The organism is Chitinophaga agrisoli, assembly GCF_008386695.1.
Lineage (GTDB): Bacteria > Bacteroidota > Bacteroidia > Chitinophagales > Chitinophagaceae > Chitinophaga > Chitinophaga agrisoli.
Genome location: NZ_VUOC01000004.1, coordinates 2,369,355 through 2,393,613, shown reverse-complemented (window position 1 = coordinate 2,393,613; position 24,259 = coordinate 2,369,355). Strand labels below are relative to the sequence as shown.

23 protein-coding genes are annotated in these 24,259 nt (G+C 48.1%); 15 read left to right on the top strand and 8 right to left on the bottom strand.

Features of this window, described 5'->3' with window-relative positions:
* Nucleotides 1-72: 72 nt before the first annotated feature.
* A complete protein-coding gene (locus F0L74_RS28540; RefSeq protein WP_149841298.1) occupies nucleotides 73-1,716 on the top strand; it encodes an ABC-F family ATP-binding cassette domain-containing protein in 1,644 nt (547 codons plus the stop codon).
* Between the two features lie 113 nt (nucleotides 1,717-1,829).
* On the opposite strand, the gene F0L74_RS28535 is transcribed toward F0L74_RS28540, so the two are convergent.
* Together F0L74_RS28535 and F0L74_RS28530 are read right to left on the bottom strand one after the other, a co-directional pair.
* Nucleotides 1,830-2,222 carry a response regulator gene (locus tag F0L74_RS28535; RefSeq protein WP_149841297.1) on the bottom strand — a complete coding sequence of 131 codons (393 nt, stop codon included), beginning with the start codon at nucleotides 2,220-2,222 and terminating at the stop codon, nucleotides 1,830-1,832.
* A 266-nt stretch (nucleotides 2,223-2,488) separates the two neighbouring features.
* The gene (locus tag F0L74_RS28530) at nucleotides 2,489-3,451 is read right to left on the bottom strand and encodes a DUF8428 domain-containing protein (protein WP_149841296.1); all 963 of its coding nucleotides are present in this window, start codon (nucleotides 3,449-3,451) and stop codon (nucleotides 2,489-2,491) included.
* 104 nt (nucleotides 3,452-3,555) lie between these two features.
* Between F0L74_RS28530 and F0L74_RS28525 the strand changes: the two genes are divergently transcribed.
* Both F0L74_RS28525 and holA read left to right on the top strand, forming a co-directional pair.
* Nucleotides 3,556-4,281 (top strand): ribonuclease H-like domain-containing protein, encoded by a 726-nt coding sequence (locus tag F0L74_RS28525; RefSeq protein ID WP_149841295.1) that lies wholly within the window; start codon nucleotides 3,556-3,558, stop codon nucleotides 4,279-4,281.
* A 6-nt stretch (nucleotides 4,282-4,287) separates the two neighbouring features.
* The gene (gene holA, locus F0L74_RS28520; RefSeq protein WP_149841294.1) at nucleotides 4,288-5,286 is read left to right on the top strand and encodes a DNA polymerase III subunit delta; all 999 of its coding nucleotides are present in this window, start codon (nucleotides 4,288-4,290) and stop codon (nucleotides 5,284-5,286) included.
* A gap of 5 nt (nucleotides 5,287-5,291) precedes the next feature.
* Here holA and F0L74_RS28515 read toward each other — a convergent pair whose 3' ends face one another.
* Nucleotides 5,292-6,221 (bottom strand): bifunctional riboflavin kinase/FAD synthetase, encoded by a 930-nt coding sequence (locus tag F0L74_RS28515; protein WP_149841293.1) that lies wholly within the window; start codon nucleotides 6,219-6,221, stop codon nucleotides 5,292-5,294.
* Between the two features lie 151 nt (nucleotides 6,222-6,372).
* Here F0L74_RS28515 and F0L74_RS28510 point away from each other — a divergent pair, with 151 nt between their 5' ends.
* Nucleotides 6,373-7,551 carry an AIR synthase related protein gene (locus F0L74_RS28510; RefSeq protein ID WP_149841292.1) on the top strand — a complete coding sequence of 393 codons (1,179 nt, stop codon included), beginning with the start codon at nucleotides 6,373-6,375 and terminating at the stop codon, nucleotides 7,549-7,551.
* 95 nt (nucleotides 7,552-7,646) lie between these two features.
* Here the strand turns inward: F0L74_RS28510 and F0L74_RS28505 are convergent, their stop codons facing one another.
* On the bottom strand, nucleotides 7,647-9,083 hold the full coding sequence (locus tag F0L74_RS28505; protein ID WP_149841291.1) for a M56 family metallopeptidase: 1,437 nt from the start codon (nucleotides 9,081-9,083) through the stop codon (nucleotides 7,647-7,649).
* Between the two features lie 3 nt (nucleotides 9,084-9,086).
* Complete coding sequence (locus F0L74_RS28500) at nucleotides 9,087-9,467, bottom strand: BlaI/MecI/CopY family transcriptional regulator (RefSeq protein WP_149841290.1); 381 nt, start codon at nucleotides 9,465-9,467, stop codon at nucleotides 9,087-9,089.
* A 150-nt stretch (nucleotides 9,468-9,617) separates the two neighbouring features.
* Here F0L74_RS28500 and F0L74_RS28495 point away from each other — a divergent pair, with 150 nt between their 5' ends.
* The 7 genes from F0L74_RS28495 (at nucleotide 9,618) to F0L74_RS28465 (ending at nucleotide 16,951) form a co-directional block, all read left to right on the top strand.
* Complete coding sequence (locus F0L74_RS28495; protein WP_149841289.1) at nucleotides 9,618-10,310, top strand: cell division ATP-binding protein FtsE; 693 nt, start codon at nucleotides 9,618-9,620, stop codon at nucleotides 10,308-10,310.
* 180 nt (nucleotides 10,311-10,490) lie between these two features.
* Complete coding sequence (gene rpsO / locus F0L74_RS28490; protein WP_149841288.1) at nucleotides 10,491-10,763, top strand: 30S ribosomal protein S15; 273 nt, start codon at nucleotides 10,491-10,493, stop codon at nucleotides 10,761-10,763.
* Between the two features lie 87 nt (nucleotides 10,764-10,850).
* Nucleotides 10,851-13,172: a polyribonucleotide nucleotidyltransferase gene (locus tag F0L74_RS28485; protein WP_149841287.1), complete on the top strand. Its 2,322-nt coding sequence runs from the start codon at nucleotides 10,851-10,853 to the stop codon at nucleotides 13,170-13,172.
* Nucleotides 13,173-13,498: 326 nt separating this feature from the next.
* On the top strand, nucleotides 13,499-14,248 hold the full coding sequence (locus F0L74_RS28480) for an NIPSNAP family protein (RefSeq protein WP_213087096.1): 750 nt from the start codon (nucleotides 13,499-13,501) through the stop codon (nucleotides 14,246-14,248).
* A gap of 16 nt (nucleotides 14,249-14,264) precedes the next feature.
* Complete coding sequence (gene prmA / locus F0L74_RS28475; protein ID WP_188316211.1) at nucleotides 14,265-15,083, top strand: 50S ribosomal protein L11 methyltransferase; 819 nt, start codon at nucleotides 14,265-14,267, stop codon at nucleotides 15,081-15,083.
* Nucleotides 15,084-15,207: 124 nt separating this feature from the next.
* Entirely contained in the window at nucleotides 15,208-15,858 is a 651-nt protein-coding gene (gene plsY, locus F0L74_RS28470; RefSeq protein ID WP_149841284.1) for a glycerol-3-phosphate 1-O-acyltransferase PlsY, read from the top strand.
* 289 nt (nucleotides 15,859-16,147) lie between these two features.
* Entirely contained in the window at nucleotides 16,148-16,951 is an 804-nt protein-coding gene (locus F0L74_RS28465; RefSeq protein ID WP_149841283.1) for a M48 family metallopeptidase, read from the top strand.
* Nucleotides 16,952-17,105: 154 nt separating this feature from the next.
* Here the strand turns inward: F0L74_RS28465 and F0L74_RS28460 are convergent, their stop codons facing one another.
* Both F0L74_RS28460 and F0L74_RS28455 read right to left on the bottom strand, forming a co-directional pair.
* A complete protein-coding gene (locus F0L74_RS28460; protein ID WP_149841282.1) occupies nucleotides 17,106-18,056 on the bottom strand; it encodes a hydrogen peroxide-inducible genes activator in 951 nt (316 codons plus the stop codon).
* A gap of 153 nt (nucleotides 18,057-18,209) precedes the next feature.
* Nucleotides 18,210-19,475: a hypothetical protein gene (locus F0L74_RS28455; RefSeq protein WP_149841281.1), complete on the bottom strand. Its 1,266-nt coding sequence runs from the start codon at nucleotides 19,473-19,475 to the stop codon at nucleotides 18,210-18,212.
* Between the two features lie 140 nt (nucleotides 19,476-19,615).
* On the opposite strand from F0L74_RS28455, the gene F0L74_RS28450 reads away from it, so the two are divergent.
* From F0L74_RS28450 to F0L74_RS28435, 4 genes are all read left to right on the top strand, one after another.
* Nucleotides 19,616-20,353, top strand: a complete 738-nt coding sequence (locus tag F0L74_RS28450) for a glycosyltransferase family 2 protein (RefSeq protein WP_149841280.1) — start codon at nucleotides 19,616-19,618, stop codon at nucleotides 20,351-20,353.
* A gap of 53 nt (nucleotides 20,354-20,406) precedes the next feature.
* Nucleotides 20,407-21,207: an O-methyltransferase gene (locus F0L74_RS28445; RefSeq protein ID WP_149842157.1), complete on the top strand. Its 801-nt coding sequence runs from the start codon at nucleotides 20,407-20,409 to the stop codon at nucleotides 21,205-21,207.
* A 274-nt stretch (nucleotides 21,208-21,481) separates the two neighbouring features.
* The gene (locus F0L74_RS28440) at nucleotides 21,482-22,267 is read left to right on the top strand and encodes a carboxylesterase family protein (protein ID WP_149841279.1); all 786 of its coding nucleotides are present in this window, start codon (nucleotides 21,482-21,484) and stop codon (nucleotides 22,265-22,267) included.
* Between the two features lie 59 nt (nucleotides 22,268-22,326).
* Nucleotides 22,327-22,887: a FecR family protein gene (locus tag F0L74_RS28435; protein WP_149841278.1), complete on the top strand. Its 561-nt coding sequence runs from the start codon at nucleotides 22,327-22,329 to the stop codon at nucleotides 22,885-22,887.
* 65 nt (nucleotides 22,888-22,952) lie between these two features.
* On the opposite strand, the gene hemL is transcribed toward F0L74_RS28435, so the two are convergent.
* Nucleotides 22,953-24,245: a glutamate-1-semialdehyde 2,1-aminomutase gene (gene hemL / locus F0L74_RS28430; protein ID WP_149841277.1), complete on the bottom strand. Its 1,293-nt coding sequence runs from the start codon at nucleotides 24,243-24,245 to the stop codon at nucleotides 22,953-22,955.
* Nucleotides 24,246-24,259 lie beyond the last annotated feature (14 nt).

The window sequence follows — 24,259 nt, the reverse complement described above, 5'->3', positions numbered from 1 at the left end:
AAGACAGTTAATGTTAACTAACGACTATGGACTATTTTATTTAACTTTGCGCCTTAAATTTCTTTAGCCAGCATGATCAGTGTTAAAAATGTATCGCTCTCCTACGGCAAACGGGTATTGTTTGATGAAGTGAACCTCAATTTCACCAAAGGGAACTGTTATGGAGTCATCGGGGCCAATGGCGCCGGTAAATCTACCTTCCTGAAGATCCTTTCCGGTGAGATAGAGCCCAATAAGGGGAACGTGGAAATATCCACCGGCGAACGGATGAGCGTATTGAAGCAGAACCACTTTGAGTTTGATGATATTACGGTGCTTAACACGGTACTCATGGGCAATAAGCGGTTATGGGAGATAGCCAAGGAAAGGGATGCGATCTACGCTAAGGCCGATTTTACGGAAGAGGATGGCATCCGCGCTGGTGAACTGGAAGGAGAGTTTGGCGAAATGGACGGCTATACGGCAGAAAGTGATGCTGGCACGCTCCTGGGCGAGTTGGGCGTTAAAGAAGAGCTGCACAGCCTGACCATGAAGGAGCTGAGCGGCGCCCTTAAAGTGCGGGTACTGCTGGCACAGGCCCTGTTCGGTAACCCGGACATCCTGCTGCTGGATGAGCCCACGAATGACCTGGACGTTGAGACCATCGGCTGGCTGGAAAACTTCCTGGCCGATTATCAGAATATCGTAATAGTGGTATCCCACGACCGTCACTTCCTGGATGCGGTATGTACCCATGTGGCGGACGTAGACCGTAGCAAGATCCAGATCTTTACCGGTAACTACTCCTTCTGGTACGAGTCTTCCCAGTTGATTGCCCGCCAGGTGTCTGATAAGAACAAGAAAATGGAAGAAAAGCGGAAAGACCTGCTGGACTTCATTGCCCGCTTTAGCGCCAATGCTTCCAAGAGTAAACAGGCTACTTCCCGTAAAAAAGCGTTGGAAAAGCTGGTCATCGAAGATATCCAGCCCTCCAACCGTAAATATCCTGGTATCATTTTCAAACAGCTGCGCGAAGTAGGCAACCAGATCCTGAATATAGAAAAGCTGCAAAAGTCTGTTGACGGCCGTAAGCTGTTCAGCGATGTAAGCTTTACCGTGAATAAAGGCGACAAGATCGCCTTCCTGTCAAAGGATCACACCGCCCTTACCGCTTTCTTCGAGATCATCAACGGCGAAATGGAAGCCGATAGCGGTAAACTGGAATGGGGAACCACCGTTACCAAGGCATACCTGCCCAACCATAACGCGGAGTTCTTCCAGGACCCATCCCTCAACCTCATGGATTGGCTGCGCCAGTTTGTGCCGCCGCACGTAACGGATGTGGATGAGCCTTTCCTGCGCGGTTTCCTGGGTAAGATGCTGTTCAGCGGTGAAGAGATCATGAAAAAGACCAGCGTATTAAGCGGTGGCGAAAAGGTACGTTGCATGCTTAGCCGCATGATGCTACAGGATCCGAACGTAGTGGTGCTGGATGAGCCTACCAACCACCTGGACCTGGAATCCATCCAGTCCTTCAACGAAAGCATGAATAACTTTAAAGGTATTGTGCTCTTCACCACGCATGACCATGCTTTTATGCAGTCTGTGGCCAACCGTATCATCGAGATAACGCCTAAAGGTATTATCGACAGGCTTATGTCATTTGATGAGTACCTGGCAGATCCGCGGGTAAGGGCCCTGCGCGAAGAGCTGTATGGAGAGAGCGTAACAGCGTAATTACTAATGTACTAATGTGCAAATGTGCAAATGTGCAAATGATGAGCGGATCCCGCTTTTCATTTGCACATTTCTTTTTTGCGTCCATTTCCACGCATCGGCACATTAGCACATTACAAATACTTCTCTATCTCCTTCAGTTTATTCTTATCCAGCGGTTTAGTAATATAAGCGCACAACTCCGGCGTAACCTGTACCTGCTGTATATCCCTTTCATCCATAGAAGAAGAGCACATCACTATAGGGATAGGCTGCGGCAGCAATGGCAACAGTTTGCGGTAAGCCGCTATGAATTCCCAGCCGTTCATAGGCTGCATATTAATGTCTACAATAATTACTGCAGGTAAGGGTTGGTCCGGATGTATCTGTTCCAGGGCATCTTCGGCGGAGAAGAAAGAGGTGATGGTCAGATTATTTTGGTAGTGATCGTTTTGAGCAAATAGTTTTTTCACAATAAAGTGGAAAATCTCATCATCATCCACAACAAACACGAGTTTGGACTCCATGCAATTAGGTTTTTAAAGGTATCTCCGGTTATTTCTTACAATAAAACTGCTGCTTTAATTCACACGACGCATTGGTTTTCGTTTTTGAAAGCAAGGCAAACAACAACTTATCATGTTACGATAAACAAAGAAAGTCAAATTAAGTTTATTTTTATATATGAATAAAGGCAATAACCAATCGTTAACAATCAGATATAATAAAAAAAAGTAAAAGGATTGCTGTTCGGCAATCCTTTTACTTTTATATTGTATAAAACAGTGTCAGACTAGAACCAACCGCCCTTCTTCAGGCTTACTTTACCTTGTCCGATCCTAAAGCCGTTGTGATAGATCTCAACGCTGTAATCGCCAGGTTTGAAATCAGAATTCTGTTTCCAATCCATGCTTACTGTTTGTTTTTCGCCTTTGGTGTAAGGAACTGTTTTCTTGGCAGTATATAATTTTTCAGTACCGTCTTCCAGGCTGAAACGGCCGGAGCCCAGTGCCTCTACTGCCAGCGGAGAACCGTCGGGAGAAGTGATGGCAACAAAGATCTCTTTATCACCGGTAGGTGCGATCCTGTTCTCATCCAGATCAAAAGTTACACGCATCATATCAGCGCGTTTAGCTTTGGAAGTTTCTACTTCTTTGCCATTTTTCTTTACCTGGATAGGCTGCAGCTTAATATTGCTGGCGTGTAATACAGAACCCAGGTTTACTTCCTTATTCAGGCTGTCTTTTACAGTACCTACGGAATCCCTTTCTTTACGGGCTACATCCCTTTCGCCGGCTAATACCAGTTTTTCACCCTCGAGGCGTTCGATGGTTTCCTGATAACCAGCTATATTTGTCTTCATTTGTTCAATCAGCCTGCGGGCTTCAGCCAGTTCGCCCTGGGTAGCATTCTTGTTCGAGAGGATGCTCTGGATCCTGGCCTTCATATCGGCAAGTTCTTTATCCTTGGTCTTTACAAGACTGTCCATACGGGTGTTCTGGGAGATCAGATCGTCCAGACGGGCGTTAGCAGCATTATATTCTTGCTGTAATGCATCTCTTGATGATGAAATAGAATCTATTTGAACACCTTGTTGTGTAAGGGTTTCGTTAGTTTTATTTTTGTCATACAACATGTATATCCAGGTACCTGCTAACGCTGCGATTAAAATACCGTATATAAGTCCGTTACGGCTACGGGGTTTTTCTGAGCCGGATGATCCGGAAGCAGGCGTGTTGAATGTGTTCTCAGTCATAGTTGTTTTTGTTTTATGTTTAATTGTTATATGGTTAAAAATCGTTATGCAAAAATAACCTATTAAATTCTTTAATTCACAAACTTTTAAACTGGATTTTATCAGTGCTACCCAACATTGCCCTAGATCAGTTATTATTATTAGATATAGAGACTACCCCCGCTGTAGCGGCTTTCGGAGAACTGCCCGAGCAGGTGCAAAGCCTCTGGCTGGAGAAAATAACAAAAACTTTGCCAGATTCAGCCGATGGGACAGGGGATTATGCCATTAAGGCAGGTATCTTTGCGGAATTCGGTAAAGTGGTATGTATCTCCGCCGGCTTCTTTACACTCGAAAACGATCATTATCAACTCCGCATCAAATCATTCTATGATGATGATGAGAAAGTTGTAATAAGCGGTTTTTTAGAATTGGTGAATAAGTTTTATGCGAAATATCCCCGCTTCCAGTTTGCCGGACATAATATAAAGGAGTTCGACATCCCATACATCTGTAGGCGTTCTGTCATCCATCAGCTATCTTTGCCCCAGCCTTTACAGCTGCATGGCTTTAAACCCTGGGAAATGCCCATGCTGGATACCATGCAGCTTTGGCGGTTTGGCGATTATAAAAGTTATACATCACTCAAACTGCTCACCACCATCCTGGGCATACCTACCTCCAAGGATGATATAGACGGCAGCATGGTAGCCAGTGTTTACTGGAATGACCGGGACCTGGAGCGTATTGCCACCTACTGCCAGAAGGATGTAGTGGCCGTAGCCCAGCTGATGCTGCGGTTTAAAGGCGTACCATTATTAAAGGAAGAAGAAGTCGTGATCGTTAAGTAATACTGTATGGAATACCAGGATATCATAAAGGATTGGAAACAGAAGAAATTCAAAGCGTTGTACTGGCTGGAAGGGGAGGAGGATTTTTTCATTGACCAGGTAAGCAACTACGCGGAGCATAAGCTGTTGGATGAAGCAGAAAAAGGCTTTAATCTCACCATCCTCTATGGAAAGGATACAGACTGGAGCACCGTGATCAACGCCTGCCGCCGGTATCCCATGTTTGCGGAAAAACAGGTGGTAATATTAAAGGAGGCCCAGGCCATGCGCGATCTGCTGAAGCTGGAGCCTTATATAGACCATCCCCTGGACTCCACCATCTTCGTGGTAGCCCACAAACAGGGTAAGATAGACGGCCGTAGCAAGATGGCCAAGCTCATTAAGGAAAAAGGGGTGCTGTTAACCACCAAGAAATTATATGATAACCAGCTGCCAGGCTGGGTAGAGGTCTATGTGCGGGAACTGGGCCGCGCCATTTCACAAAAAGCCGGTATCCTGCTGGTGGATCATATCGGTAACGACCTGTCACGTATCGCCAATGAAATAGATAAGCTGTTGGTAAACCTGCCGGCGGACAAAAAGATAGACGAAGGCGATATCGAAAAATATGTGGGCATCAGCAAGGAATACAATGTATTTGAGCTCCAGAATGCCGTAGGCCAGCAGGACTTTACCAAAGTGATACGTATCATCAATTATTTTGCCGCCAACCCCAAGGCAGGCCCTGTACAGATGGTAATACCCGCCCTGTATAACTTCTTCAGTAAAGTAAACCTGATCTTTGGCGTAAAAGGAGGGGAGAAGGAGATCGCCTCCGCATTAGGCGTACACCCCTTTTTCGTAAAGGATTATATGGCGGCCGCCCGGCAATATGGGGCGGAAGGCACGGAAAAAGCCATCCTGCTGCTGCATACCTATAACCTCAGAAGCATAGGCATTAACGATAGTGGCGTAGAAGACGGTGAGCTGATGAAGGAGTTAATGTATAAGGTAATGACCCGGTAATGGTATTAAAGCTTGGCCTTTGCCTGTTCGCTATCCTTATTCATCTGGGCGATCAGGGCTTCCACATTGCCAAATTTCTGGTTGTGCCGGATAAAGTCAATAAACTGTACCTGCAGCTGCTGATCATAAATATCCCCGTTAAAATCAAACAGGTGTACCTCCAGGCGCAGGTCTGTACCGTTAAAGGTGGGGCGTGTGCCAATACTCATCACCGCTTTTAAAGCATTCTTTTCCTGGCCGATGGTCGCTTTTACCGCATAGATACCTTCTACAGGGATCAGTTTACGCGGGTCTGCCAGCTGCAGGTTGGCGGTAGGATAACCCAGCTGCCGGCCCATCTTATCTCCATGTATCACCGTGCCCGCCATAAAATAAGGGTAGCCCAGCAGCTCATTGGCCAGGGTAATATTGCCTTCCAGCAGGCTATGACGGATCTTGGTAGAGCTTACAGACAGGTCGTGTACCACCTGCTGCGGTATTTCTATGAGTTGAAAGCCGTATTGATGTTGCTCCGCTTCCAGCAGCTCCAGGCCGCCTTCGCGGTTATGCCCGAACCGGTGATCATAACCTATAATAATGGTATGCGGCTTAAACCGGGCAATCAGGAAATCTTCCAGGTAGGCCCGGGCAGAAAGTTCTGAAAAAGCTTTGGTAAAAGGCACCACTACCAGGTGGTCAATCCCCTCCCGGTCCAGCAGGGCTATTTTTTCCGGCAGGGTGGTCAGCAGGCGCAGGGTCTTGTCATCAGGGAACAGTACCTCGCGCGGGTGCGGATCAAAAGTAACGATCACGGTCTCCCCGTTCACGGCGGCTGCCGTCTGTTGCAGTTGCTGCAGGATGTAGCGGTGCCCGGTATGCACGCCGTCAAATGTACCAATAGTGATCACTGCATTACGAAAATCCGGCAATTGTGATAGTTCCCTGTGAACCTGCATAAAACTGAATAACGGTCAAAAATGCCGTGCAAATCTAACCTAGTTTTTTGGGATTTGTATGATTACCATGAGAACTGGGCAGAATCTGTTACTTTTGCTGCCATAACGTGGAGGTTGAATTTTCACGGATATATCTAATATAGAACGTATAATGAATCAGGATCTGTACGCCAAAAGAGGTGTTTCCGCCGATAAGGAGGATGTGCACAATGCCATCAAGAACATTGACAAAGGACTGTTCCCGAAAGCTTTCTGCAAAATAGTGCCGGATATACTGGGCGGCGACGAAGCCTGGTGTAATATCATGCATGCGGACGGCGCCGGTACCAAATCCTCCCTGGCCTATGCCTATTGGAAACAAACCGGCAACCTGGACGTATGGAAAGGCATCGCACAGGATGCCATCATCATGAATATAGATGACCTGCTTTGCGTAGGCGCCACGGAAAATATACTCCTGTCCTCCACCATTGGCCGTAACAAACGGCTCATACCTGGGGAGGTGATTGCCGCCATCATCAATGGCACAGAGGAGATCCTGGCAGAACTGCGCAGCCATGGTATCAGTATATACGCTACCGGCGGCGAAACGGCAGATGTGGGCGACCTCGTGCGCACCATCATCGTAGACTCTACCGTTACCTGCCGTATGAAAAGGGAAGAGGTGGTATCCAACCACCGTATCCAGGCAGGCAACGTAGTGGTGGGCCTGGCTTCCTACGGACAGGCATCCTACGAAAAAGAGTATAACGGCGGTATGGGCAGCAACGGCCTTACCTCTGCCCGCCACGATGTATTCAGCAAAGCGGTAGCCCAGGCTTTCCCGGAAACCTATGACGCCGGCCTGCCGGAGGAAGTAGTGTTCAGCGGTAAAAAAAGCTTAACAGATAAAATAGATATTCCCGGTTTTGGACAGGTAGACGCCGGCCGGCTGGTGCTATCACCCACCCGTACATACGCGCCCGTTATCAAACAGGTATTGGCGAAATACCGCGGGCAGATAGACGGTATTGTACATTGCAGCGGAGGCGCACAGACCAAGGTGCTGCATTTTATAGACCAGCTGCATGTAATAAAGGATAACCTGTTCCCCGCGCCGCCCCTGTTTACCCTGATACAGGAACAATCCGGCACAGCCTGGCAGGAGATGTACAAGGTATTTAATATGGGCCACCGCATGGAGTTGTATGTACCGGAGAATATAGCCGCCGGCATCATCGAAATAGCAAAAGGATTTAATATAGACGCCCAGGTAGTAGGTAGGGTAGAAGCAGCGCCGGCTAAGAAAGTAACAGTGAAGAGCGGATACGGCACATTCGTGTACGAGTAAGATAAATTTGGGGTTAACAGCTTATGCGAAATTTTAAATAGAAGGGCGGCCGCGAAGGCCGCCCTTGTTTATTCTGTTATGTTATCAATTATTTATTAGCAATTTTCATTAGTCTTCTTCTTGAATAGCATGAACGGTTGCAGCATGGAGGTGGCGTCATCCTGTAAAGTATACCGTATCGGCAGGTTAAACTGTACGGCTACTTTTTTACCATGATGCTCGCCGGGCGTCCAGTTTGGCATCTCTTTCACTACCCGTATGGATTCTTCTTCCAGCCCGGAGCCTTTTGTTTTGCCCACTGTTTTTACATCGCTGATGCTGCCATCGGCATTCACCACGAATTGCACAAAGATGGTTCCGGAAACATTATTTTCCTGGGCGGTTGTAGGATACTTGATGTGACTACCGAGGTATTTGGCCAGGGCTTCCTCGCCACCGGCGAACGTGGGCGGATTGTCTACAAAAGTGAATACTTCCTTGGGAACGTTATCATGTTTTGCAGACTGCCGTTTCAGGTCTTCGAAAGGATAGTCCTTTACACGATAGGTCCGCCCATCTTTTGTTCTCAGCAAGGCTTCGTTGTTGGAAATATTGATTTCCTTAATATTTTCCGCATCTATGGTTTTCATTTGTTCCATAGTGATGTCAATGACGCCGGGTTGGGCGTCCTGTTGCTGCCGCTGGCAACCTACAAAGATGATGAGGGCAATTAGAACAGGGATAGCGATGAGTTTTTTCATAATAGTAAAGTTTGATGGATGAGCAAATAACATGTTGATCCGGCGTTTAATGGGCGGATGAAAAAAACTATTGGTGAGCTGCAGCTGCCGGCTCTGCAGCGTTACCTGGAGAATGGTTTGTGCATAATCGGCTACTTTGCCCGCCGCCGCATGCTGGTCGGCGATAAATTCATGCACAATGGTCAGCTCCTTTTTAGATAGGTGAAAGAAGGGATTGATCCAGCCTGCTGCACACACCAGTTCCATTAACAGCTTATCCACGCTGTGTTTTTCTGTTACATGGGTGAGCTCATGTTGCAGTATCTGCCGGCCATCCGCACTGTCCGGGCTAATGTCCCGGTTCCAGAAGATATACCGGAAAAAAGAGAACGGGGTTTTTACTTCTTCGCTCTGCACCAAACGGTAAGGGAACCGTTGCTCTACCGGGTTGCGTTGTATGAGCCGCCTTATCTTCCAGCAGCCGTATAAAGTACGGCTCAATAACAGCAGCACTACCAGGCCATAGCCATACAGTGCCATCTGGAGGTAGTCAATGGCGCCGGGCGCCGGCAGTATAAACTCCCGCAGGGTAATGATCTGCGTGGTATACGTGCTCAATACCAATGGCGCCTGCCTGCCCGCCGGTACAGGCAGCTGTAACAGCGGCAGTACAAGGGATAGCAGGGTGGCGGCCAGCAGGTAATACCGGTTCCACTGGTGAAAGCGGTTGTTACGCAGCGCTACATGATAGTACGCATACAGGATGCCGGAGCATACCAGCATTTTTAACAGGTAGGAGATCAGTGGTACCATGGCTTACTTGTTTTGTGCGTCCTTAATTTGTTGCAGTAGCTTTTCCAGGTCGTTTACGCTCAGGTCCTTTTCCTGTACGAAGAAGGAGATGAGGTTACTATACGAGCCTTCAAAATAGCCCTTCACCAGCTGCTTCACCGTCTTGCGGCTGTACTCATCTTTACCGGTAAGCGCATAATACTGGTGCGATTTGCCAAAGGCTTTGAAATCCACAAACCCCTTTTCCACCAGTATCTTCACCAGGGTGGAAGTGGTGTTGTAATGCGGCTTTGGCTCCGGCAGCTCCTCTATGATATCTTTTACAAAACAGGGCCCCTTTTGCCAAAGTACCTGCATGATCTGCTCCTCAGCTTTCGTTAATGTTTTTAATGAAGAAGTACTCATAGGTTCGTTTTTATTGGCTATTCAAACTTATAACTAATTAATTAGTTTAACAACTATTTTCTTAGTTTTTTTATAAAAATGTGTGTTAACAGGGATATTCATTTATTTTTGTTGATGTTAATAGTTTAATATAAACAGAGGACTATACAAATGGAGGAGCAACCGATCTTACAACTATCCAGCGCCAGTATCTACCAGGGAAACTCTTTGATCTTATCTGATGTGAATATAGCAGTCAACAGGGGGGAGTTTGTTTACCTTATCGGGAAAACCGGTACGGGTAAGTCCAGCCTGTTAAAAACCCTCTATGGCGATCTCACCCTTAGAGAGGGGGAAGGCCAGGTGGTAGGGTTCGACCTGAAGAAAATGGACTGGAAAAAAGTGCCTTACCTGCGCCGTAACCTGGGCGTGGTCTTCCAGGACTTTCAGTTGCTCACAGACCGGAACGTACATGATAACCTGAAGTTTGTGCTCAAGGCCACCGGCTGGCAGGAGCCTAAACATATGGAAGATAAGATAGCAGATGTGCTGGATAAGGTGGGCCTGGGTACCAAAGGGTTTAAAATGCCGTACGAGCTAAGCGGTGGCGAGCAGCAAAGGGTAGATATTGCCCGGGCCATGCTCAACTCCCCCAAGCTGATCCTGGCAGATGAGCCCACCGGTAACCTGGATCCGGAAACCTCAGACGGTATCATGCAGCTGCTTTTCCGTATTTGCCGGGAAGATGGAACCGCCATTGTAATGGCTACCCATGATTATATTGTATTACAGAAATTCCCTTCCCGGGTGCTGCGTACAGAAAATGGCCAGGTAATTGATAATGCGGCCATTAACTTCGCCTGAGCCCCATTAGTGTAAATTAATCAAAATGGGTAATTGGTTGGTATACATGTATATAAGGTTACATGATATCCAATATTCATTATTAATAATACGGAATTGTTAAATCCAAATATTCATTTTACCTTTGCACCGGAAAAATAGCGACGAAAAAACTTTATAATTTTTATTATTTTATCAAAGATGTCTTACTTAACTGTTGAAAAGAAAGCCAATATTTTCAAGGAATTTGGCGGAAGTGAGAAAAATACAGGTTCTGTAGAAGCACAGATTGCTTTATTAACAGAGCGTATCACCAGCATTTCCAATCACCTGAAAGCCAATAAAAAAGATTTCTCTACAAATCGTGGTTTAATGAAGATGGTAGGTCAAAGGAAGCGCCTGCTCTCCTACCTTTCTAAAACTAACCTCTCCGGCTACCGTGCCCTGATTGAGAAGTTAGGTATCAGAAAATAACGATGTTCGTGTTATAGCGCTATTCCCAACTTCGAAAGGTTGGGAATAGTTTTTTTTAGGTATACCTTTTAATCCTCACTTTTTTTTATGAATCTAACGCCTATCTCAGTTAAATTCGATATAGGAAACGGCCGTATCGTCACCATAGAAACCGGCAAGCTGGCCCGCCAGGCCGATGGTGCTGTAACCGTGCGTTTGGGCGATTGTATCTTACTGGCGACCGTTGTTGCAAATAAAGAACCAAAACCGGGACAAAGCTTTTTCCCCCTTACTGTTGACTACCAGGAAAAATTTGCCTCTGCCGGCCGTATACCCGGCTCCTTCTTCAAACGCGAAGGCAAACTGTCTGATTACGAAGTACTGATCTCCCGTTTGATAGACCGCGCACTGCGCCCCTTGTTCCCCGACGATTATTTATGCGAAGTACAGGTACTGGTTAGCCTCATTTCTTCCGATGCGGAAGTAATGCCGGATGCCCTGGCCTGTCTGGCTGCATCTGCTGCCCTGGCAGTGTCTGATGTGCCCATCCAGGAGATCATCTCCGAAGTAAGAGTGGCCCGCGTAGCTGGCGAGATGGTGATCAACCCCACCCGCTCCCAGATGGAGAAAGCCGATATGGACTTCATCGTAGGCGCCACCGGAAAGAATATCATGATGGTGGAAGGCGAAAGCAAGGAATGTAGCGAAGAGGACCTGATCAAGGCCATTGAAATTGCGCACGAAGCCATCAAAATACAGGTAAAAGCCCAGGAAGAACTGCACCAGCTGGCTGGCGCTGTCGCTAAACGCGAATACACCCTGCCGCATACCAACGAAGAACTGAAAGCGAAGATCGCTGAATTCGCTAAAGAACGTATATACCAGGTTGCCAAGGGTGCTTCTGCCAAGCATGACCGTAGCGACGCCTTCCACCAGATCGGTGAGGAGCTGGAGACTTTCCTGAATAAAGCCGAACTGCCCGAAGAAGACCAGCCGCTGGTAGGTAAATACCTCCACGACCTGGAAAAAGAAGTGATCCGTAACATGATCCTGGACGAATCCATCCGCCTGGATGGCCGTAGCCTGGACCAGGTACGTCCCCTGAATATGGAAGTGGATCTGCTGCCTTCTCCCCACGGTTGCGCACTGTTCACCCGTGGCGAAACCCAGTCGCTCACTACCGTTACCTTAGGTACGCCGGATGATGAGCTGCTGATCGAGAACGCTGCTACCTCCAAATACTCAAAGTTTATCCTGCACTATAACTTCCCGCCCTTCTCTACCGGTGAGGTAAAGATGATGCGTGGCCCCGGCCGCAGAGAGGTTGGTCACGGTAACCTGGCTATGCGCTCCCTGAAGCAGATGATGCCGGGTAGCGAATATGCCTATACGGTGAGGGTGGTATCCGATATCCTGGAATCTAACGGTTCCTCTTCCATGGCTACCGTTTGTGCCGGTTCACTGGCCCTGATGGATGCTGGCGTTCCGATGCCTAAACACGTATCCGGTGTGGCAATGGGTCTTATTTCCCGTGCTTCTGACGGTAAATTCGCAGTGCTGACAGATATCCTGGGTGATGAAGACCACCTGGGTGATATGGACTTTAAGGTAACCGGTACCCGCGAAGGTATCTGCGGTATCCAGATGGATATTAAAGTAGACGGCTTAAGCATGGATGTAATGCGCCAGGCACTGGCACAGGCCCTCCGCGGACGTCTGCACATCCTGGATAGTATGTATGCCACCATGCCTGCTTTCCGTCCTGAACCCAAACCGCATGCTCCGCGCATGGAGAAACTGATCATCGACCGCGAATTCATTGGCGCTGTGATAGGCCCCGGTGGTAAGGTGATACAGGAGATCCAACGCGAAACCGGTACTACCATCAACATCGAAGAAGTTGGTGAAACCGGCGAAGTAAGCATCTTCTCCGCACAGAAAGAAGGCCTGGAAAAAGCCCTTACCTGGATCAAGGGTATCGTGGCTGTTCCGGAAGTAGGCGAAGTATACGAGTCTACCGTAAAATCAGTAATGCCTTACGGTGCATTTGTAGAGTTCCTGCCTGGTAAACAAGGCCTGTTACATATCTCTGAAGTTTCCTGGAAACGCCTGGAAAGTATGGAAGGCGTACTGTCAGAAGGTGAAAAAGTAAAGGTGAAACTCACCGGTACTGATCCCAAGACAGGCAAATTCAAACTGAGCCGCAGGGTGCTGATGCCTAAACCGGAAGGTTATGTAGAAAGGCCGGAAAGACCTGAAAGGGGAGACCGTCCTGACAGAGGCGACCGTGGTGATAGAGGCGACAGAGGCGATAGAGGTGGCCGTCCGCCGCACCGTGGTGGTGGCGATCGTGACCGCGACAACCGTGACAGAGGTCCAAGACCTCCCCGTCCGGAAGCTGATGTTCCCTTTGTTGGCGACGACGAATAATTAAATTAGCAGTTAGCTTTAGCTGTTAGCCTTTAGCTAATGCCCGATATTGAGGCAGTCATTCCAAAGAATGGCTGCCTTTTTTTATTCTGGCAATCATCAGCTGGCAGCTAACACCTGATTGCAGCCACCAGCTAAAAGCTAACCGCTAAAAGCCAATAGCTGTTTTCTCCGCCGCTCATAATATTTAACTGTAAAAGTTGATCTGTAACAGTTAAATTGTAAACCCGTTTGCCACCAATTAATTTATAAATTTCATGTTAAACTGTACACTGAGAAGATCTTTAAACGGAAACCTTGGCTTTTGCCTGAGCCTAATTGTATGTATGATGTTACAATCATCTTTAACCGCTGCGGTAAAACCGCCGCAGCGCGACTACTACGAGATCAGAATTTACCACGTAAAGGATGCGGCACAGGAAAATATGGTGGACCGCTATATGCAAAACGCGTTCATTCCCGCAGCGCATAAAGCCGGCATTGCCAAAATAGGCGTTTTTAAACCGGTGGGTAATGATACCGCGGCAGACCGTAAAATATATGTGCTGGTGCCCTACCACAGCCTGGAACAATTCCGCGACCTGCCTGCCCGCCTGGAAGCCGATAAACAGCATGCTACCGCCGGCAGCGATTACCTGGATGCGGCCTATAACGCACCGCCCTACACGAGAATGGAGACCATCCTGCTGCAGGCATTTACAGAAGCGCCCATGATGCAGTTACCTGCGCTTACCGGCCCTAAAAGCGAACGCGTATATGAATTGCGCAGCTACGAAGGGCCCACAGAAAAGCTGTACCGTAACAAAGTACAGATGTTCAATAAAGGCGGCGAAGTAAGGCTTTTCAAACGCCTGGGCTTCAACGCCGTGTTCTATGCAGAGGTACTAAGCGGCAGCCACATGCCCAATCTCATGTACATGACCACCTTCGAGAATAAGGACGACCGGGATACGCACTGGAAATCCTTCAGCGCCGATCCTGAATGGAAAACACTGGTGGCCCTGCCGGAATACCAGCACAATGTATCCCATCAGGATATCCTTTTCCTGCACCCAACGGAATACTCTGATATTTAGTGGATATCTTTGCGGCATGTCACACATTGCCGTTACCATCCCTTGTACAACAGAGCTGGCAGATGTACTGGTTGCAGAGTTAAGCGCAGCAGGGTACGAGGGATTTGAAGAAAGACCCGGACAGGTTATTGCTTATATACCGGTAGCTGATTTTGATGAGCCTTCATTGGATTCGTTGTTGCAGTCCTACCAGCTCACTTACACCAAAGAAGAGATCAAACAGGAGAATTGGAATGCCCTGTGGGAAAGCAATTTTGAACCGGTGATGGTGGATGATTTCTGCGGCATACGGGCCGGTTTTCACCCGCCCTTTGAACAGGCGCTGCAATACGAGATCGTTATCACGCCCAAAATGTCTTTTGGCACCGGCCACCACGCCACTACTTTTTCCGTGATACAGCTTATGCGGCAATTGGATTTCTCCGGTAAAAGGGTCTTCGATTTTGGCACCGGTACCGGTATCCTGGCCATTCTGGCCGCCAAAATGGGCGCTGCACAGCTGGATGCGATCGATATAGACGACTGGGCCGTGGAAAACAGCCTGGAAAATGTGGCCGGTAACCAAACCGGTAACATCAACATCTGGCGGGCAGACAGCCTGCAGGAGCTCACCGGTCCCTACGATGTGATCCTGGCCAATATTAACCGTAACATCTTACTGCAATTTATGCCGGATATGCGGCGCCTCCTGGCCCCTGGTGGCCATCTGCTGCTAAGCGGCATCATGACAGAGGACGGGCCTGCTATTTTAGAGAGCGCCAATGCCCAGGGCCTTACCTTACAGCAACAGGTAGGAAAGGACAACTGGCTGGCGATGAGCTTGACAATTAGTTGAAAAAAAAATTATATCTTACGCACATAAATACAATCCTTTTTCAAACTTTCGTGTTAAGGAAAAAGATAATATTTTATTAATTTTGGCGTAGATTTTTGTTATCTTAGCATTCCAACTTATTGTGATGATAGAATTGTTATTCCTTATTTGTGCCTACATGATAGGATCAATACCTACTGCCGTTTGGGTCAGCAAGGGGGTTTTTGGTATGGATATAAGGGAGTATGGCAGCGGCAATGCCGGCGCCACGAATACCTTCCGTGTACTGGGCCCCAAAGCCGGCACTTTCGTGATGGTGGTGGATATGTTGAAGGGGGTGATCGCAGTAAGACTTTCCTACATGTTACCTTATTACCAGGATACAGAGCACCTGACCCAGCTGGTGAACTTCCAGATCGGGTTGGGCCTGGCCGCCGTAGTGGGCCATATCTTCCCTATATGGGCGGGTTTCCGTGGCGGTAAAGGTATCGCTACACTGTTTGGCCTGGTACTCGCTATTCAGCCTATTGTAGCCATCTGTTGTGTAGCCGTATTTTTAATGATCCTGTTCCTTACCCGTTACGTTTCATTAAGCTCTATTATCGCCAGCATCGCTTTTCCTATCCTGATACTCTATATCTTCAACGAGCCGGAGGTTTTTTACCGCATATTTGCCATAGCAGTGGCGCTGATGGTGGTGCTCACCCACCAGAAGAATATTGCGCGCCTCATTACCGGCAATGAGAACAAGGTGCCCTTGTTCCGTAACAGGAAAGGTTTCCGTCGCAACAAATAATTTAACCAGCTTTTAGCGCTTAGCGGTTAGCTTTTAGCAGTTTACCTATAGTTATAAGTTAACTGTTAAATAGCTGGTTAGCAGCTTTTGGCTTTTAGCGGTTAGCCGGTAGTTGTATGTCACTCGCTAACAGCTAAAAGCTAATCGCTAAAAGCTTTTTCTTTGGCATACCGATTGCTCTAAGTATTTTTGCCACCAAACCAACTTAAATCAACCTAGATTGTTATTCAGTAATGCGAAACGTGCAGATGTTGGTACAGTTGGCTTAGAAAAACAAATGATTTCACCCATGAAGAAGACTGTTTTATTTCTATCTGCCGGCCTGGCGCTATTGGCTGCCTGCTCCCGGGTGCCCATTACCGGCCGTAGCCAGTTGAACCTGATCCCTGAAAGCCAGATGCAGTCAATGGCGCTGCAGGAGTACCAGACCTTTTTATCTCAGAACAAGGCCGTTTCCGCCACCGCCAGCAAAGACGCTGAAATGGTGAAAAGGGTAGGCGCCCGTATCGCAGATGCGGTTACCCGTTACATGACGGCTAATAAACTGGGCAATGAAGTAGCCAATTATAAATGGGAATTCAACCTGGTGAATAACAAAGAAGTAAATGCCTGGTGTATGCCCGGCGGTAAAGTAGTAGTGTATACCGGCCTGCTGCCCGTTACACAGAACGAAACCGCATTGGCCTGCGTAATGGGGCACGAGATTGCCCATGCCATTGCCCGCCATGGTAACGAGCGTATGAGCCAGGGCCTTATTGCCCAGGGTATACAGGTGGCAGGCGCCGTAGCGCTTAACCGTAACCCCCAGGCACAGAATATTTTCCTGCAATCCTTTGGCGTAGGCGGTAATGTAGGCTTAATGGCTTTCTCCCGTCAGAATGAGCTGGAGGCAGACCACCTGGGCGTGATCTTTATGGCCATGGCAGGTTATAACCCGCAGGAAGCCATACCCTTCTGGCAACGTATGGCTACCGCCGGCGGCGGGCAGAAACCACCGGAACTGTTAAGCACCCACCCCAGCGATGAGCGCCGTGTACAACAGCTGCAGCAGCTTATGCCGGAGGCAATGAAATACTACACGCCAATTAAGTAAAAGAGAAAAGTAAAAAATAAAAAGAGGGTGGATCAAATATATTTGATCCACCCTCTTTTATTTAGATACCTGATAAAGACTGCCGGCTATTGAGCGATCTTCAAAGGTCTTAATTATTATTATCCACCTTCATTTAAAACGTATGGCTTCGTTTTTACTTATCCTCCGGGAGGATATCCACGATCCGTTTTTGTTTCTGCACCTTCATCTTCTCCGGCACATGCCCTAAGATCTCCTTTTTAAACGCCCCTATCAATGCCTGTTTAATAAAGAAGCGGTGAGTGACCAGGCTGATCTCCCGCACGGGTTCCGGCGATTTAAAATAGCGCACCATATTCATTTGCCGCGTGCTCATGTCCTGGAGTGATAGCTCTGGCAGGATGGTGTAGCCTTCATTCAGATCTACCATCCTTTTCAGGGTTTCTACGCTCCCAGTGTTATATTCCAGGTTCTTATACTCGCCCATGGTGAATTTATCCCGGCATATATTCAGTACCTGGTTACGCATGCAATGCCCTTCATTCAGCAGCCATACCTCCCGCACATCCAGGTCCTCCGGTTTAATGAACTTTTTGGTAAACAGTTCATTGCTCTTGGCGGCATATACCACAAACGATTCGTAAAAAAGAGGATGTTCCTCCAGGTTCGGATTGTGCAGGGGAGTAGCCAGCAGCCCGCAGTCCAGCAGCTCTAATTTCAGCTGTTGCATGATCTGTTCTGTAGGGTACTCCCATATCTCCAGCTTTACTTTAGGATACTTTTTCATAAAGCCGGTAAGGATGCGTGGCAGCAGGTAAGGAGCCAGCGTAGGGATAATGCCTACTTTCAGGTTGCCCTGTATTTCCTTCTTATGGCCGGCGATGATCTCTTTGATGCGGGAGCTCTCTTTAAGTATAATGCGCGATTGCGCTATAACAGATATGCCTATTTCTGTAGGTACTACCGGTAATTTGCTGCGGTCAAATATCTTGATACCCAGTTCGTCTTCCAGCTTCTGTATCTGCATGCTCAGCGTAGGCTGTGTTACAAAACATTTCTCCGCTGCCACTACAAAACTCCTGTACGTATCAACCGCTACAATATATTCCAATTGAACTGTGGTCATGGCCCCTGATTTTTATGAGGCTAAGGTATAGATAAAATCAATGTGCTGATGTGCTAATGTGCCAATATGCTAATGAATGAACATTATTTTCATTTAGCATATCAGCGCATTCTCACATCAGCACATCAGCATATTAGCACATCAGCACATTCTTTAGAATATCCGGTAACGGTATTTAACCTTGTCCGTATTATTATAAAGCTCTTTAATGTTGATGGAAGCCTGAATATCACTTACCGCTTCATTCTTCAGGTTACGGAACTCCGCCTGTTTGGAATCTATTATATTCTGGGCAGCCAGTCCGTTATCCTGGGCTATTTTCAGGGAGTTATTCACTTTGCTGTAGTAAGAGTCCAGCAGGGTGAAATACTCGTTATAAAGGTTCTCGAAACGTTTGGTTTGCAGGATCAGGTCTTCCAGCTGGTTGTTCACCTCTTTCAGGTTCGGGTTTTCGCGCAGCAGCATCTCATAGTCGATCCTTTTGTTTTTGGAATACTTGGTCTCCAGCTGGCTAAAGAAGTCCACCACTTTCTCCTTTTTAAAGTCAAAGAAGAAGTCGTTCATGGTTTCCCCAATGGATTTATTACCACGCTGGGGCAACTGGAATTTAAGCGCGCTGGCCGTAAACATCAGGTGATCGTACAGGTTATCCTGCAACAGGTTCAGCTGATCCTTGTTAAAATTAAGGCCAAACTCAAATTTCTGGTTCGCGTCATTCAGCGCCGTATAGTAAACCACGTATTTGTTCAGCTCTTTCTCAAAGCTTTGCAGCGTTTTTTGGCTGATCTGTTTATTATTTACGCTCACGCTGTGCAGGAAGTTCATCACGGAATTGGCGATGGCCAGCGGCGGCGTTAGCGCGGTAAAGCTCTGGAATATAGGGCTGTTGATGATGGATTTGGTAGATTCTACGATCTTGCCATTACGGTCATTCTTATCCGTTTTTCCCTCCAGTACTATCTTTTCCACCAGTTCCACAATGCGGTCGCTGAAAGAGAACCCCAGTTCCTTACTTTCCGGGTTGTTCAGCGCGGTAATGAATACATCCAGGTTATTGGTAGTAGTACGGGATTTCAGGTCAATGATCTTTTTATTCAGCAGGTAGTATGTTTCGCTGGCATTGATCAGGTTATTCTTGATCAGCTCATACTTAGTCAGATTATCGATCTCCTTCCCCTGCAACAGGCCTTGTATAGCGCTGGAGTTCTGCCGGTCGCTGTCCGTCACTTTCTGCAGCTCATCCATAATTCTCCGGATGGTCGTATCCGCTGTTCTGATATTGCCAGGCACCGATCTGATCTCCGGGATCACCGTGTCCCGTCTTGACGAGTCTTGCGCCTGCACAGCCATAACGCAGCCCAGCATTAGAAAACCAAGGGGGGCACATTTTACATAATCTTTCATATAAAGTATGTTCATGCTGTGTTTGCTTTTTATAAACAAAAAGTTAAGAAAATATGGTGCCAAAAATTTTTCGGGTACAAAGATAGTAGGATTTTATTTGATAGGTAGGATTGCCGGGTTTCCTGTTATATTTGCAGCCAAATTAACTACTTTCTATGCTGAATAATAAAAAGATAATAGTGGTATTGCCGGCCTACAACGCAGCGTTAACACTGGAAAAGACCTACAGTGAGATCCCCTTCGACGTCGTGGACGAAGTGGTACTGGTAGACGATGCCAGCCGTGACGACACGGTTGCAGTGGGAAAAAAGCTGGGCATACGCCATATTATCAGCCACGACAAGAACAAGGGCTACGGTGGCAACCAGAAGAGCTGCTACAATAAGGCCCTGGAGCTGGGTGGCGACATTGTGATCATGGTACACCCTGATTATCAATACACTCCCAAGCTGGTCCTGGCCATGAGCAGCATTATTGCCAATGGGGTATACCCCGTGGTAATGGGGTCCCGGATCCTGGGCAAAGGCGCCTTGAAAGGGGGCATGCCAATATACAAATACATCTTTAACCGCTTCCTTACGTTGATGCAGAACCTGCTTATTAACGAGAAGCTGAGCGAATACCACACCGGTTACCGGGCATTTTCCCGGGAGGTGCTGGAAAGCATCCGTTATATGGATAACAGCGATGACTTTATCTTTGATAACGAAATGATATCGCAGATCTTCATGAAGGGGTTCGAGATAGGGGAAGTTACCTGCCCCACCAAGTATTTTGACGACGCCTCCAGTATCAATTTCCGCCGTAGCAGCATATACGGGTTGGGCGTACTGAGGGTATCACTGCAGCACTGCCTGCACCGGTTAAAATTAATAAAAGGAAAAATATATTAATATAGCTGTTAGCCGTTAGCTAACAGCTGACTGCTAAAAGCTATCGCTTGAATATGGGTTTAGAGCACCAGATACAGTTTGCAAAGAAATACCTGCGCTATCATTTTACCGCCGGTAACCGCCATGATGTGCATTCGCCTTTTGTTTATGATCTGATCGAGGAGGTCCTGCGCAACAAAACACAGCCTGCCATCTTTAAAGAAGTGGAGGCCTTGCGGCGGGAGCTATTGCAGACCAGGGAAGAGATCGAGATAACGGACCTCGGCGCCGGTTCCCTTACCGGGGCAGGTTCCCGGCGTAAAGTGCGGGACATTGTACGCTATGCCGCCAAACCGCCTAAATTTGGCCAGCTGTTTTTCCGGCTGGCGCAATACCTGCAGCCTCAATACATGCTGGAACTGGGTACCTCCATGGGCCTCTCCACCGCTTATATGGCCCTGGCTAAACCAGACGCCAGGATAGTGACCATTGAGGGCTGCCCCAATATAGCCGCCCGCGCCCATCGCAATTTTGAGGTGCTGGATATCCACAATATAGAGCAGCGTACCGGTAATTTTGATGATGTGCTGCCGGCCTTGCTGCAACGGGAACAGCTCCGGCTGGATTGGGTCTATATTGACGGTAATCACCGTAAAGACCCTACGCTGGCCTATTTTGATCAGTGCTTGACCAGGGCGCACGACCATTCCCTCTTTATTTTCGATGATATTCACTGGACGCCCGGTATGGAAGCCGCCTGGCATACTATCCAGCAGCATCCCAGGGTTACCCTCACCATAGACCTGTTCTTCATTGGCCTGGTCTTCTTCCGCCCGGATTTTAAAGTGAAGCAGCATTTTACCATCAAATACTAGGCGAACTGATACTATTTTAACAGATTTTCCCTTGGGCTTTCCTTCGGTTTAGGTTCGCTTAAGGTTCGAATAAGCTATACTCAGCCATATTGGTTAATATACTATCACTGTCACGCAGGTCTTTTGCCGTATATTTACAGGTTGCCCAGGCGCCGGACACACAATGTGCAAATAGGCGCATGTGCAGATGAAAATGCCGCGGCCGTCTATTTGCTGGCACGCATATACGTACATCCGTACATAATTTGTATATTCAGTGAAACAATTTTTAACAATGCGATATCTGTTGTTACTGGCACTAACGCTAATGAATATATTCCCCATGCAGGCACAGGATATGAGCGCCTATAGCCACGAAACTTTTATGCACAATGGCGATACCCTCCGGTACCGGATGTTAACGCCGCTGAATTATGATATGCATAAGGCCTATCCGGTTATCATTTTCCTGCACGGCTCTGGTGAGCGGGGCAGTGACAACGCTGCACAGCTGCTGCATGGCGGCGATCTGTTCCTGAAAGACTCTTTGCGCCGGGAGTTCCCGGCATTCGTAATATTTCCTCAATGCCCGCAAAATGAAGCCTGGGCGCCCTTTAAGCTAAAACGCGATAGCACCGGCAAGGTGGCAGGGGCCGATTTCCCGCATGATGCGCCGCCCACAAAAGCCGGCGCGCTGGTAAAAGCCCTGCTGGATAGCTTGTTGGCTACCGGCAAAGTAGACAGCAAACGGGTATATATCGGCGGCCTCTCTTTAGGCGGTATGGGCACATTTGATATGCTGGCCCGTTACCCGGATGTTTGGGCGGCCGGATTCCCCATCTGTGGCGCCGGCGACGCGAAAACTGCCTCCATATTCGGCGGTAAAGTACCTGTATGGATCTTCCACGGCGGGGCAGACCCTGTGGTACCGGTAAGCTTCTCTCGTAATTACTACTTGGAGCTGCAGCAACTGCACGCGGATGTGAAGTATACAGAATACCCCGGCGTTGGGCATAACAGCTGGGATAATGTGTTCCGGGAGCCGGGATTACTGCCTTGGATGTTCAGCCATCACAAATAAGGGACTACACATTTGCTGATTTATGTATATTTACCTTAGCAAAGGTAACTGGGTGCTTTATGGATCATCATCAAACGCTTGAAAGAAATTCCACCTTCTACGATAAATTGCGCCACCAGTTCTGGTATGGCAAATGGATGTGGGTGGCGGCAATAGCTTTGTTCCTGCTTTCCTTTGGGCTATGGCAATGGTTCGGTATGAACATGAAGCACATACGCACCGGCAGGGAAGAACGGTTGAGCCTTCTTTTACCGGACAACTCCCGGGTACAGCTGGACCCTCGCACCAGCCTCCGCTACCGGGAGCACTTCAATGAGTCTGCGCAGCGGCAGGTATGGTTAAAAGGAACAGCGGTTTTTGCCGTAAACCAGCAGGAGGCAGATATACATCATCATCCCCGTTACTTTATCGTACATACTGACCTGCTGGATATTACTGCCGCAGGGGCCCGGTTCTCCGTAAAGATCGATAAGGGTTATATACACGTTGGCATGTTAAGCCCGGGCAGCATTTACATCAACTTTAAAGATAAGAAACTGAAAGACTGCGCAGTGGCGCATAACGAGGCGCTGGAATACCGTAAAGGCGGCACCCCGGTCGTAGATGCCATTGGGGAATAGGAACTACTTCAAAAAAAAGTCCCGGCACGGGGCCAGGACTTTCCACTCAGCACAGGATTGAATTGTTAACTATTTGTGATGGCCTGCATGGCCGCTTTCGTCGCTTTTATAGTAGCATCCAGGTCTTCCTGTGTTAACGCATTGCTCAGGAACCAGCTTTCAAACGCGGAAGGCGGGAGGTATACGCCACGTTCCAGCATTGCATGGAAAAAGCGCCTGAACAGCTCATTATTAGCGCTGGATGCTGCGCTGAAATCAATGATCGGATATTCTGCAAAATGTACGCTCAGCATAGAGCCCAGGCTGTTGATCTGGTGTACCACACCGGCGCCGCCCAATGCTTCCCGTAAACCTGTTACCAGGTAATCCTTCTTTTCTTCCAGCTGTTTATAGATCACGGGGTTTTCCTGCAGGGTTTGCAGCATCGTATAACCCGCTATCATGGCTATTGGGTTGCCGCTTAAGGTACCCGCCTGGTATATTTTGCCTGCGGGGGCAATATGCTGCATAATGGCAGCCGGGCCGGCAAATGCGCCTACCGGCATACCGCCGCCAATGATCTTACCAAAGGTTACCAGGTCTGCCTTAATGCCAAACAGCTCCTGCGCGCCGCCGCGGGCTAAACGGAATCCCGTCATCACCTCGTCAAATATAAGCAGTATACCATGGGTATCGCATAACTGGCGCAGGCCTTCCAGGAAACCTGGTTGCGGCAGTATACAACCCATATTACCGGCCACCGGCTCTACAATGATGGCGGCTATCTCTTCCGGATGCGCTGCTATCAGCTGCTCCACAGCCGGTAGATTATTATAAGGGGCGGTCAGCGTATCCTGTGCTACGGTTTGCGTAACGCCGGGCACAGACTGTATCTGCAAAGTGGCAACGCCGCTGCCGGCGCTCACCAGGAAAGCATCCGCATGACCATGATAGTTACCATCAAATTTTATGAACTTGTTACGTCCGGTATAACCGCGCGCCAGCCGCAGGGCAGACATACAGGCTTCTGTACCGGAGTTCACCATCCGTACCTGGTCTATATTCGGCACCATGCTTATGATCAGCTCCGCTACTTTTATTTCCAGCTCCGTAGGGGCGCCAAAGGAGGTAGAGTAGGTGGCATATTCCTGTATGGCCTTTACTACCGGCTCATACGCATGCCCCAGTATCATAGGCCCCCAGGAGTTGATGTAGTCTATATACCGGTTATCATCCACATCATACAGGTAAGCGCCCTTGGCATGTTTCATAAATACGGGCGTACCGCCTACGCTCTTGAAGGCGCGTACCGGCGAGTTTACACCGCCAGGGATCAGTTGTTGCGCTCTCTCAAATAAAAGTTTGCTTTGCGAGTACATTTATATGCAGTTTG

Bases quoted from the DNA above. Each gene is read 5' to 3' on its own strand.
- F0L74_RS28540 (WP_149841298.1), top strand. From the start codon at position 73: ATGATCAGTGTTAAAAATGTATCGCTCTCCTACGGCAAACGGGTATTG.
- F0L74_RS28535 (WP_149841297.1), bottom strand. From the start codon at position 2,222: ATGGAGTCCAAACTCGTGTTTGTTGTGGATGATGATGAGATTTTCCAC.
- F0L74_RS28530 (WP_149841296.1), bottom strand. From the start codon at position 3,451: ATGACTGAGAACACATTCAACACGCCTGCTTCCGGATCATCCGGCTCA.
- holA (WP_149841294.1), top strand. From the start codon at position 4,288: ATGGAATACCAGGATATCATAAAGGATTGGAAACAGAAGAAATTCAAA.
- F0L74_RS28515 (WP_149841293.1), bottom strand. From the start codon at position 6,221: ATGCAGGTTCACAGGGAACTATCACAATTGCCGGATTTTCGTAATGCA.
- F0L74_RS28510 (WP_149841292.1), top strand. From the start codon at position 6,373: ATGAATCAGGATCTGTACGCCAAAAGAGGTGTTTCCGCCGATAAGGAG.
- F0L74_RS28505 (WP_149841291.1), bottom strand. From the start codon at position 9,083: ATGGTACCACTGATCTCCTACCTGTTAAAAATGCTGGTATGCTCCGGC.
- F0L74_RS28500 (WP_149841290.1), bottom strand. From the start codon at position 9,467: ATGAGTACTTCTTCATTAAAAACATTAACGAAAGCTGAGGAGCAGATC.
- F0L74_RS28495 (WP_149841289.1), top strand. From the start codon at position 9,618: ATGGAGGAGCAACCGATCTTACAACTATCCAGCGCCAGTATCTACCAG.
- rpsO (WP_149841288.1), top strand. From the start codon at position 10,491: ATGTCTTACTTAACTGTTGAAAAGAAAGCCAATATTTTCAAGGAATTT.
- F0L74_RS28485 (WP_149841287.1), top strand. From the start codon at position 10,851: ATGAATCTAACGCCTATCTCAGTTAAATTCGATATAGGAAACGGCCGT.
- F0L74_RS28480 (WP_213087096.1), top strand. From the start codon at position 13,499: ATGATGTTACAATCATCTTTAACCGCTGCGGTAAAACCGCCGCAGCGC.
- prmA (WP_188316211.1), top strand. From the start codon at position 14,265: ATGTCACACATTGCCGTTACCATCCCTTGTACAACAGAGCTGGCAGAT.
- plsY (WP_149841284.1), top strand. From the start codon at position 15,208: ATGATAGAATTGTTATTCCTTATTTGTGCCTACATGATAGGATCAATA.
- F0L74_RS28465 (WP_149841283.1), top strand. From the start codon at position 16,148: ATGAAGAAGACTGTTTTATTTCTATCTGCCGGCCTGGCGCTATTGGCT.
- F0L74_RS28460 (WP_149841282.1), bottom strand. From the start codon at position 18,056: ATGACCACAGTTCAATTGGAATATATTGTAGCGGTTGATACGTACAGG.
- F0L74_RS28455 (WP_149841281.1), bottom strand. From the start codon at position 19,475: ATGAACATACTTTATATGAAAGATTATGTAAAATGTGCCCCCCTTGGT.
- F0L74_RS28450 (WP_149841280.1), top strand. From the start codon at position 19,616: ATGCTGAATAATAAAAAGATAATAGTGGTATTGCCGGCCTACAACGCA.
- F0L74_RS28445 (WP_149842157.1), top strand. From the start codon at position 20,407: ATGGGTTTAGAGCACCAGATACAGTTTGCAAAGAAATACCTGCGCTAT.
- F0L74_RS28440 (WP_149841279.1), top strand. From the start codon at position 21,482: ATGCGATATCTGTTGTTACTGGCACTAACGCTAATGAATATATTCCCC.
- F0L74_RS28435 (WP_149841278.1), top strand. From the start codon at position 22,327: ATGGATCATCATCAAACGCTTGAAAGAAATTCCACCTTCTACGATAAA.
- hemL (WP_149841277.1), bottom strand. From the start codon at position 24,245: ATGTACTCGCAAAGCAAACTTTTATTTGAGAGAGCGCAACAACTGATC.